Below are 11,868 nucleotides of genomic sequence, written 5' to 3'. Positions count from 1 at the left end.
TAAGCTTGTATATCTGAATATAAGGGGCAGTGCGCCTATTCTAAAAGATTTAAATGCAAAAGGATCAATATGCAAGCTTGGCAATTGCCTGAATACATTGCCGATATTCTACCTGCAAATGCGCGTCAGTTAGAAAGTGCAAAAGAAGAATTATTAGAATTATTTAGGGTTCATGGGTTTGAGTTGGTTTTACCACCATTGATGGAGTATACCTCCTCTCTTCTTGTAAAAAATGACAAAGGTTTATCGTTAAAAACGATTCGAGTAGTTGATCAGTTAAGTGGTTTACAGTTAGGGCTTCGTGCGGATATTACTCCTCAGGTTGCCAGAATTGATGCTCATTTGTTATCAGCCAATACTGGGGTTAATCGTTTGTGTTACGCAGGCAGTGTGTTACATGCGCGCCCAGCGCATTTAATGAGCACGCGGGAGCCTTTGCAAGTTGGTGCTGAAATATATGGTTATGCAGGTGTTGAGGCTGATTTAGAAATTATTGGCCTAATGCTTAAGGCTTTACGTTTAAACCAAGTACAAGATATTAAACTGGCTTTAGGGCATATTGGTGTTTTCAGAGCGTTAGCAGCAGAGGCAAATTTAAATGCTGATGTGGCTTCTGACCTATTGCAGGCCATGCAGCATAAAGACAAACATGAAATAGCGTTGATTTTGGCTGATATTGAGCTTCCTATTCATTTATCTGAAGCATTTAGTCAGCTTCCTGAGCTTTATGGCGATTTGGATATATTGGATGAAGCGACTAAAATTTTACCCGCTTTACCCAGTATTCAAAATGCTTTGGCACAATTAAAAGCAGTTGCTGACTATTTTCCTAAAGAAAATATTCATATTGATTTGGCGGAATTAAGAGTTGATTCTTATCATACGGGCTTGTTATTTGCTGCATACGCGCCTGCTTGGGCAGATGCTATTGCCAGAGGCGGGCGTTATGATAATGTGGGTAAAGTATTTGGTCGTGCTCGTCCAGCAACGGGTTTTAGCTTTGATTTGCGCGATTTAATGAAAGTTTTACCCAAAAATGATCGACGTTTGGGCATTAAAGTTTCTGCACAAGATTTTCAAAAAGCATTGAACATTGTTGAAGCCTTACGTGCACAAGGTGAAGCAGTTGTTGTTGATTACCTTGCTCAAGGCGCACAAAGTTTATATTGCAATCGAGAGTTGGTTTTTAAAGATAATGAGTGGCAAGTCGTTTATTGCTAATATTTCAGTTGTATTTTGATTATTTACTTATATAGATAAGGTTTTGTTATGTCTAAAAATGTTGTGGTTATTGGTACACAATGGGGCGATGAAGGTAAGGGTAAAATCGTCGACTGGCTAACTGATCAGGCTGATGGCGTGGTTCGCTTTCAAGGGGGACATAATGCTGGGCATACACTGGTTGTAGGCGGAGAGAAAACAGTTTTACACCTAATTCCTTCTGGTATTTTAAGAGAGGGTGTTGAGTGTTTTATTGGTTCTGGTGTTGTGTTGTCACCAGAAGCTTTATTAAAAGAAATCGATCAATTAGAAACCGCTGGTATTGATGTTGCCAGTCGTTTAAAAATTGCGCCTACCTGCCCATTGATTTTGCCATACCACATTGCATTGGATCAAGCTCGTGAAAATGCACAAGGGGAGCAAAAAATTGGCACTACAGGTCGTGGTATTGGGCCAGCTTACGAAGATAAAATTGCACGCCGTGCTTTACGTGTGATTGACTTATTTAATAAAGAACAATTTGCCGAAAAATTAAAAGCCAATTTGGCTTTGTATAATTTCCAATTGACCGAGCTTTACCATGTAGAGCCAATTGATTTTGATGTGGTGTTGTCACAAACTCAAGAATTTGCCAAACGTGTTTGTCCAATGGTGGCAGATGTGTCTCGTACTTTGTATGAAATGAATAAAAAAGGTGAAAAGCTTTTATTTGAAGGTGCTCAGGGTACATTATTGGACATTGACCATGGTACATACCCTTATGTAACATCATCTAACTGTGTGGCAGGAGCTGCCGCAGCAGGTGCGGGTGTTGCTCCACAGATGCTCAATTATGTATTGGGTATTGTTAAAGCATATACAACCCGTGTTGGCTCAGGCCCTTTCCCTACCGAGCTATTTGATGAAGTAGGTAAAGGCTTAGGGGAGAGAGGTAAAGAATTTGGGGCAACAACGGGTCGTGCGCGTCGTTGCGGTTGGTTTGACGCGGCAGCATTAAAACGTTCTATTCAAATTAATGGTATTTCAGGTTTGTGTATTACTAAACTTGATGTGATGGATGGCATTGAAGAAATTAAGTTATGTGTAGGTTACGAACTAAATGGTGAAAAAGTTGATATTTTGCCTTTTGGTGCAGATCTTGTCGCTCAATGTAAACCTATTTATGAAACTATGCCAGGTTGGCAACAAAGCACTTTTGGGGTAAAAACATTAGGTGATTTACCTGAACAAGCAAAAGCCTATTTAAATAGAATCGCTGAAATTTGTGAAGCACCTGTCGCAATGATTTCTACTGGACCAGATAGAGAAGAGACAATTGTTTTACAGCATCCTTATGCTTAATCTTAATTAATCAATTTTCAGTAAAAAGGCAAAACAATTTAGTTTTGCCTTTTTTATACTAAGATATTTTCTATTTTCTATTTTCTGGTTTCTTCCATCAAAAATATTTCCTAAATAAGCTAATCGTTTGATGAGCAAATTAAATATTCTGCATAAATTGATTTTTTCATAAAAAATAAAACAAAAAATTTATTATTTATTTTATTAAATAATATTTTATTTTTAATTTTTTTTATTAAATTTTATTTTTTTGAAAATATATATAAAAATCAAATAAATAAAAAATTTAATTTATATACTTAAATAAATTCTATCGTTAAGTTTTTGTGTGTAAAGATACACTTTATTGTTAAGTTTTGTATTTTTCTTTAAATAAAATATATAAATTTTGAAATAAATAATATAATGCAATAAAAATTTATTCAATTTAAATGTTTTATATAAGGAGTGTTGCGTTTTGAAAAGTAAACGAAAACTCATCGCATATTTACTTAACTTGGCTTTTTTTACTGCTTCGTCCAGTGTAAGTGCTGGTATTCTGCTTGAATTAGATAATCAAACCTACCAAGGAGACATTACTGATCAAACTGCTGATACTGGTATTATGGAGGCTTATTTGGATAATCAATCAGTATTAGAGGGCAACTTAAATTTACAAGGAAATAATACAAATTACTACATCGGCCTTTATAATGGTTCTTCAATCAATGGTAATATTTCTTTGACTGGGATGGCCAGTTCAAGCCCAGGTTATACAGATTATATTGATTTATCTAATAGTAATTTGAATGGCAATATTTTTGTTCATAGAACAGGTAATAAAATTACTAATATTGATTTTCTCAATGATAGCCGTTGGGATGGTAAGTTGGAGGCATCTTCTAATTTTTCTCTTACTGTTTATGACAGTGTGAAAATAGGTGGTGTTTTTTACAACCGAGCTGCACAAGCGGAGAATACCGATATTTCAATTAATGTTGGGGGTGGCGGAAATGATATGATTGGACGCTTGGAAGGACCAATCCGTATCTTGGGTGATACCAATGCCGCGTTACAAATGACCCGACCCGTGTCCATTTTCCTAGGTGAAAATGGGGTCATTGATACAGGACCTGAAGGGATGCTTGTTGATAATAATGGGCAAGGGCTTGAGATATCCTCTGAAACAGAAGGTGGCATACCCGCTCGGTGGATAGGTAATGTTGTTGTGAAAGAAAATCATGACCCAAACGGTGTGACACAGGCAAGTCGTATTTCATTTTCTGGGGGCTCTTTTACTGGCAGTGTCACTGTACCTATGTTGTCTCGTCTTGATTTATCAGAAATGAAGTGGATTGGTGACATCACGATTCTACCTCAGTTAGACAATCGTTCTTCAGAAAAAGATACTGATTTTTCTTTATATCATGTAGATTTCCAAGGCAATGTTGATTATACAGGCAGAAGTTTTGACGTTAATTTATATGACAGTCAATGGAACGGGCAAATTAATGCTAAAAGTATTGATGATTCTGCCTATTTTTCTTTTACTCTTAGATCAGAGTCTTCATTTACGGGAGATGTTGCTTTAACCAATATGGAGTCTGGTTATATGCAAATAGGAGATGGCTCAACATTAAACGGCGATATTACCTTAAATTCTGGTCAGCAAATTGATGATAGGTTTGAGCTTGCTATGAGTGATGGTTCAAGCTGGACAGGTAACCTTGATTTAACCAATGCTGCTATAAGCGAAGATGCTTCACGAGCAATAGGTATACAAAATTCAAACTGGACTGGTCATATTATTGGGGGGGCTGGGCAAGACTTAAATGTTTTTATAAATGCGGATAATCAAGGTGAATCTGTGTGGAATATGACAGGCAGTTCAGATGTCAGAAGTTTAGATACAGATCCTAATGTAGAAATTAATTTTGTCAATCAAGATACGAGTAGCACGACACCACAGTTTCATACATTGACAACTGATCGTCTGTATGGCGGAGCGCAGATCAGTATGCGTGTAGGAGCAACAGGTAATGAGCATGACCAAATTGTCATCAATGAAGACGTACAGGATGATTATTTGATTAAAGTCCAAGATAACCCAGCGGCCAAAGTGATTGGTGAGCAAACTTATAAAATGGTTGACTATAGTAATATAGAGGAACCATTAGAGGCTTCTTTCACATTTACCAATATAGACTATAAAATTGAATTAGGTGGTTATGTGTATGATATGGTTTTGGGGGAAGATGGTACCTTTTCAATTGAAGGCAAAGCCACACCAGATGAAAATGGTAATAGCGGTTCGGACAATGGCGAAAATGGCAATGGTTCGGGAAGCAATGGTGATAAACCTTCTTTATCCAATACCGCATCAGCAGCAGCCAATAGTTTAATCACAAGTTATATGTTTAATGAAGTGCAAATGCACAATCTACAACAAAGAATGGGTGATTTACGCAATACTGAACATTTAAACAATGTTTGGATTCGCAGTTATAACGGTCAGTTCGACAGCAAAGCCAATGGTATGTTGCAAGGTTTTGATATGGACTATAACGGCGTGCATATAGGTGCAGATACTTCAATTAACTTAACAGATCACCAGCGTGTATATTTGGGCGTGATGGCAGGTACGACAAAGGCAGATGTTGATTACAATAAAGGCAGTACAGGCAAAGTAAAAGATCATCAGTTGGGTGTTTATAGTACTTATGTAACAGATAACCAATTTTATGTAGATGCTATAGGCAAATACAGTCGAGTCAAACAAGAAATAGATGCACGTATGCAATCAGGTGGTCGTCAGAGAGCAAGTGCCTCAAAAGATGTCTATAGTTTTTCCGTAGAAGCAGGTAAACGTTTTAATATAACAGACAGCAGTGGCGGTTTTTATATTGAACCACAAGCTCAATTATTGGTGACCAATAATGAATCAACTCAGTTTCGCACAGACAAAGGTTTGACAGTAGATATTGATGGTTATACTTCAGTACAAGCCAGAGGAGGTGTGCAGGTTGGTTATCAATTTAATGAGACTAAAGTGCCAGTGAATATTTATGCCAGAAGCCAATTGATTCATGAATTTAAAGATAGAGTGGCTTATTATGTCAATGACTCAAAAGAGGAACATAGTTTTAAAGGCAGCAGATGGCAAAATAGCTTGGGTACATCAATCAATATCAATAAGCAGCACAGCATTCATGCTGATATTGACTATGAAAACAGTAATAAATATAAACATACACAATGGAATATAGGTTATCGCTATAGTTTTTAAATAATTTAATGTAAAAATACTTGTTAAATTATATAATAATGATAGATTTTCTTATTGATTTTTTTATTTTTCATGTTTTTTTGTTTTTTTTGTTATTAAAAATAAATAATAAAATCAAATATAAAAAAATATTTTATATGTTTTTTTAAAGAATATCTATTGTATTTTTGTTTTTTATATATTTAAAAGAGACACTAAATTGTTAAATTTTACATTTTCCCTTTAATGGAATATATAAATTTCCAAATGAATAATATAATGTAATTAAAAATTATTCATTTTGGATTTTTAATATAAGGGGAGCATGGTGTCATGAAAGATAAACAAAAGCTTATACCGTATTTACTGAAAATATTATGTTTCACTATTTCTGCTCATGCAAATGCTAATGTTTTACTTGAGTTAGATGGGCAAACTCACCAAGGGAATATTACAGATCAAACTGCTGCTTCTAGTATGGACATTATTTTAGATAATCAATCTGCATTAGAAGGTGACTTAAATTTATTAGGTGAAGAATCAAATTATGACATTATTCTTAATAATGACAGCCGTTGGGATGGTAAGTTAAACGCAACTTCTACTTTTTCATTAATATTGCAAGACAGCACTAAAACAGGTGGTATTTTTTATGATAGAGGAAGCCAACTAAATGGTCTGAGCAATGTTAGCATTCATGTTGGCAGTAATAGTACTTTAGATGGGCCTGTGCGTATTTTAGGAAATATCGATTCTAGTTTAGATATGTCCACTCCTGTTTCTTTTTCTCTGGGAGAAAATAGCGTTGTTAATACAGGATCGGATGGTGTGTATATTGATAACAATGGGCAAGGTATTTCTTTGTCTGCTTTTGCTCTAGAAGATGCGCCTTCATCATGGACTGGTGATATTACCATCAAAGAAAATACAGATCCTAACGGCACAAATTATGCTAGCGAAATTTATTTTGCATATTTTTCTTTTTCTGGTAATGTCACGGTACCTGTTTTATCTTCCGTTGGTTTACATGAAACAAAATGGGTTGGAGACATTACTGTTTTACCTCAAACTAATAATTCTATGGCCGTAAGGGAGATTAACTTTTCATTGTCTAATGTAGATTTTCAGGGGAATGTTGACTATCAGGGGGCTAATTTTACTTTTGATTTGTACGCAGGTAAGTGGAATGGACAGATTAAAGCGAAAAACATTGATGGCTTAGGTTATTTTACTTTAATTGGAACAAATTCTTTATTCGCTGGGGATATTGCAATTACAAATATGGAATATGTTCATATGAATGTAAATGATCATACAATATTTAATGGTAATATTGTTTTAAATTCTGATCTGCAAATGGAAGACAGGCTCGATTTTTATCTGCATGATGGTTCAAGTTGGACAGGTAATCTTGATTTAAGCAATGCCACTATGAGTGAAGACGCTTCACGTTATATGTACATTCATGATGCTAAATGGACTGGTCATATTATTGGGGGGGCTGGGCAAAATCTAGTTGTTGATATTTTTGCCTCAAATAAAGGGGATGCAGTTTGGCATATGACAGGAAGCTCAAACATACAAAGTTTACAAACAGATCCAAATGTTGCCATTAATTTTGTGAATCAAGATAAAAATAACACAAAGCCTCAGTTTCACACCTTAACGGTCAGTCGAATGTTAGGTGGTGCAGAGATTAATATGCGTGTGGGTACAACAGGTAGCGATCATGACCAAATTGTGATTAAAGAAAGTGTACAAGACAATTATTTGATTAACGTTCAAGATAACCCCGAAGTAAAAGTGATTGGTTGGCAAATTTATGAAATGGTAGATTACAATGATATCGGCTTATTACCTACAGAGGCATCTTTCACCTTTACCAATGCTGATCATAAAATCGAATTGGGCGGTTATGTGTATGATATGATTTTGGGAAAAGAGGGTACGTTTTCAATTGAAGGTAAAGCATTACCTGATGGCAACGGTAATGGTTCGGGGAACAATGGTGGTAAGCCGTCTTTGTCTAACACCGCATCGGCAGCAGCCAATAGTTTAATCACAAGTTATATGTTTAATGAAGTGCAAATGCACAACTTGCAACAAAGAATGGGTGATTTACGCAATACTGAACATTTAAACAATGTTTGGATTCGCAGTTATAACGGTCAGTTCGACAGCAAAGCCAATGGCATGTTACAAGGTTTTGATATGGACTATAACGGCATGCATATAGGTGCAGATACTTCAATTAACTTAGCCGATAACCAGCGTGTATATTTGGGCGTGATGGCAGGTACGACAAAGGCAGATGTTGACTACAATAAAGGCAGTACAGGCAAAGTAAAAGATCATCAGTTGGGTGTTTATGGTACTTATGTAACAGATAACCAATTTTATGTAGATGCTATAGCCAAATACAGTCGAGTCAAACAAGAAATAGATGCACGCATGCAATCAAGTGGTCGTCAGAGAGCAAGTGCCTCAAAAGATGTCTATAGTTTTTCCGTAGAAGCAGGTAAACGTTTTAATATAACAGACAGCAGTGGCGGTTTTTACATTGAACCACAAGCTCAATTATTGGTGACCAATAATGAATCAACTCAGTTTCGCACAGACAAAGGTTTGACAGTAGATATTGATGGTTATACTTCAGTACAAGCCAGAGGCGGTGTGCAGGTTGGTTACCAATTTAATGAGACTAAAGTGCCAGTGAATATTTATGCCAGAAGCCAATTGATTCATGAATTTAAAGATAGAGTGGCTTATTATGTCAATGACTCAAAAGAGGAACATAGTTTTAAAGGCAGCAGATGGCAAAATAGCTTGGGTACATCAATCAATATCAATAAGCAGCACAGCATTCATGCTGATATTGACTATGAAAACAGTAATAAATATAAACATACACAATGGAATATAGGTTATCGCTATAGTTTTTAGATCATAAGCATAAAAATAAAAAAGAAGGTACATAATGTACCTTCTTTTTTTGTATGCTATTAATATAAAATGATTGTTTTTGATTTTTAAATTAAATAGTTATTGTTTAATATAAATGTTTTTTAATCGCTTATTATGGCAAATAATGTTGCATTCTATAATATTTTATTTCAATAATTTATATTTTATAAAATACTAAAAATATCTTATCAGATGATGATAGGGTTGGTCTTTTTTTTAGAAGGAAGGAATGCATTGCATGAAACGTTTTTTTAAGTGGGCTGCTATTATTTTGGTGATTCTTATTGTGATTGGTATCATTTTTGGGGATAACAAAAAAGGGGGCAGTAAGATAGATAACTCTCAAACATCAGTAACCTCACCAAAAGTAAGTTCGGCACAGGAAGACAGTATGACACACTCTTCACAAGAAGAGACTTTGATTCAAACAGATGAACCTGTGATTGAGGTGACAGCAGATGAATTATTAAAGGCATATAAAACAAATGAAATGGCTGCTAATAAGAAATATAAGAGTAAGCAATTATCCGTGAGTGGACGAATAGATAATATTCAAGCAGATATTACTGACAAGGCCTTCGTGACATTAAAAGCAGGTGGGCAATTTGAGATTATTACGCCTCAGGCTCGTTTTAAAGATTCAGAAGAAGATAAAATCCTTGAACTTAAAAAAGGTCAAAAGGTCAAATTATTGTGTGTTGGTGGTGGAGAGATAATGGGGGCACCAATGCTTGAACATTGTATTTTCCAGTAAAATATGATGTGATGGATACAATTGTTCGTTCGAATAAACCTCTATAATATTAAATTATAGAGGTTTATTTTTTACTGAATGAATGAGTTATAGTTTTGAAGGCTTTTTATTGTTTTACAAAAAGCTGCCTTGATACGATTTAGGCACAAACTGTATTTCAGCACTATCGGTTGCTTTTTGATTGTATTGACTATTTAAAAGCCAATAAGGATCACGTAAAAGCCCACGACCAATGGCAACCAAGTCAGCACTGCCAGTGGCAAGTACATAATCTGCTACTTGAGGCTCTTCGAGCATACCTACTGCAATAACAGGTAAGCTTGTCGCTTGTTTGACGGCTTGAGCTAAGTAGACCTGATAACCTGCATGAAACACCGGTGTATGTTTAGAGTCAAGCTGGCCATCTCCACCACCACTGACATGAATCATATCCACTCCAGCATCAGCAAAGCATTTTGCTACTTTACATCCATAAGCTAAATCAAAGCCGTTTTCTCCATATTCTTGCGCCGATATGCGTATGAATAATGGCATGTCAACGGGCATCACTTCTTTGACTGCTTTAATGACTTGTTCGCCAAAGAGTGTTTTATCTTTACCATATTCATCTGTGCGTTGATTCATTTTTGGTGAATAAAACTGGTGTATTAAATAACCATGTGCACCATGAAGTTCTATGGCATCAAACCCTGCTTCAACCGCACGCTTTACAGCATTTTGAAATGCTTGTATGAGTTGGGCGATGTCTTCCTTGCTTAATTCTCTGGCTGTTTTGTATCCCCATTTACCTTCTCCTGCATCAGGCGTGCCATCATAAATCGTCGCCGATGATGACACCACATCATCCGTACCTAATGCTTTTCGACCAGCATGAGCAATTTGAATGCCAATTTTCCCTCCTTGTGCATGAACAGCATCGACAATTCGTTTAAATGCATCTCTTTGGGTATCATTCCATAGCCCTAAACAGTTTGGCGAAATACGCCCATTGGGTGCAATATTGGTCATTTCTACAATAATGAGACCGACACCCCCTACAGCACGCGATACATAATGTACAAAATGCCAGTCATTCGGGATACCATCAGTTGCTTGGTATTGGCACATAGGTGGCATAACAATACGGTTTTTGAGTGATAAGTTTTTTATGGTAAATGGTGTATTGAGGTAGCGTAATTTAGCCATGTGAATTTTTCCTTATGATTGTGTTTTCGATATCTTGTATCATAAAATGAAAAGTGTTATAAATCTAATAAATGATTAATATAAGTGATATAAATTTGAATGATATCCAATCTCTAGACCTTAATTTACTTAAAGCACTGGATGCGTTGTTAGATGAACGTAATGTCACCAGAGCAGCCCTTAAGTTGTCTCTTACACAGCCAGCCGTAAGCAGTATGCTTAACCGTTTACGTTATAAATTTAATGACCCTTTATTTATTCGTGTGCCACATGGCATGGTCCCTACAGATCGTGCTTTAGCATTGGCTGGCCCCGTGAAACAAATTTTGGCTGATATTAATGATTTGGTACAACCTATCCAAGTGAATCCTGAGCAACTGCACACGACATTCAATGTAGCTGCAAATGATAATGATATGTCAGCTATTGGCGTACCTTTTGTGTTGGCATTAAAAAAAATTGCGCCACACGTTAAAGTGGCATTTCTTTCTTATCATAAGGTTGATATACAATTAATGTTAGAAAGGGGGGAGTTGGATCTGATTTTAACTTCTTCGGATAATTCTCCACTTTCTTTACACAGTCGAATTTTTTATCAGGAACGGTATGTCTGTGTGATGCGTCAAGACCACCCTGCAGCAAAATCAGGCAAATTAACACTTGATACATTTTGTTCTTTAGAGCATATCTTGGTTTCTCATAATGGTGGGCAATTTGCAGGTGTAACTGATGAAGCGTTGACCAAAATTGGTCGAAGCAGAAATGTATCATTGTCTGTTACCAGCTTTTTATTGTTACCCAGTATTTTACAAAAAAGTGATTTTATTGCTGTTGCACCTGAGCGTATCACCAGAGATTTCGATCATTTAGCAATAATAGAACCACCAATAGACATCCAGGGTTACACCAAAATTATGGCATGGCATGAACGTTCTCACCGAGACCCGATACAACAATGGCTTCGTAATTTGATGTGGGAAACTTGTGTGAAATAGTTGCATCTTCAGGATTAAGATAAATGACTATAAATATAAAGAAATTTTTAAGAGGATTTTATTTCTTAAGATGATTTCTTGTTATTTTGGTTACATGGAGTATTTTTTAAAACAAAGACGAGTAAGACATTTTAATCAAATGATAAATTAATTAAGTTTGACGG

At 35.9% G+C, this 11,868-nt stretch carries 7 protein-coding genes; 6 read left to right on the top strand and 1 reads right to left on the bottom strand.

Translation table 11 applies throughout. From position 1 onward, the window contains the following. The first annotated feature begins 69 nt into the window (after positions 1-69). The 5 genes from AADH04_RS15330 to AADH04_RS15310 all read left to right on the top strand — a co-directional run bounded on the left by AADH04_RS15330 (position 70) and on the right by AADH04_RS15310 (position 9,524). The gene (locus AADH04_RS15330) at positions 70-1,221 is read left to right on the top strand and encodes an ATP phosphoribosyltransferase regulatory subunit (protein WP_434778149.1); all 1,152 of its coding nucleotides are present in this window, start codon (positions 70-72) and stop codon (positions 1,219-1,221) included. Between the two features lie 48 nt (positions 1,222-1,269). After that, the gene (locus AADH04_RS15325; protein ID WP_434778148.1) at positions 1,270-2,562 is read left to right on the top strand and encodes an adenylosuccinate synthase; all 1,293 of its coding nucleotides are present in this window, start codon (positions 1,270-1,272) and stop codon (positions 2,560-2,562) included. A 457-nt stretch (positions 2,563-3,019) separates the two neighbouring features. Beyond that, complete coding sequence (locus AADH04_RS15320) at positions 3,020-5,827, top strand: autotransporter outer membrane beta-barrel domain-containing protein (RefSeq protein ID WP_434778147.1); 2,808 nt, start codon at positions 3,020-3,022, stop codon at positions 5,825-5,827. Between the two features lie 312 nt (positions 5,828-6,139). Beyond that, positions 6,140-8,749, top strand: a complete 2,610-nt coding sequence (locus AADH04_RS15315; RefSeq protein ID WP_434778146.1) for an autotransporter outer membrane beta-barrel domain-containing protein — start codon at positions 6,140-6,142, stop codon at positions 8,747-8,749. A gap of 259 nt (positions 8,750-9,008) precedes the next feature. Then, positions 9,009-9,524, top strand: coding sequence for an OB-fold protein (locus tag AADH04_RS15310; RefSeq protein WP_434778145.1), 516 nt, complete (start codon positions 9,009-9,011; stop codon positions 9,522-9,524). A 114-nt stretch (positions 9,525-9,638) separates the two neighbouring features. Here AADH04_RS15310 and AADH04_RS15305 read toward each other — a convergent pair whose 3' ends face one another. Further along, positions 9,639-10,709, bottom strand: a complete 1,071-nt coding sequence (locus AADH04_RS15305) for an NADH:flavin oxidoreductase/NADH oxidase (RefSeq protein WP_434778144.1) — start codon at positions 10,707-10,709, stop codon at positions 9,639-9,641. Positions 10,710-10,804: 95 nt separating this feature from the next. Here AADH04_RS15305 and AADH04_RS15300 point away from each other — a divergent pair, with 95 nt between their 5' ends. Continuing rightward, positions 10,805-11,704, top strand: a complete 900-nt coding sequence (locus tag AADH04_RS15300) for a LysR family transcriptional regulator (RefSeq protein ID WP_434778143.1) — start codon at positions 10,805-10,807, stop codon at positions 11,702-11,704. Positions 11,705-11,868: the final 164 nt, after the last annotated feature.

The organism is Neisseria sp. Ec49-e6-T10, from assembly GCF_051132615.1.
Lineage (GTDB): Bacteria > Pseudomonadota > Gammaproteobacteria > Burkholderiales > Neisseriaceae.
The sequence above is the reverse complement of the archived record's forward strand: the minus strand, read 5'-3'. Positions and strand labels throughout refer to the sequence as shown.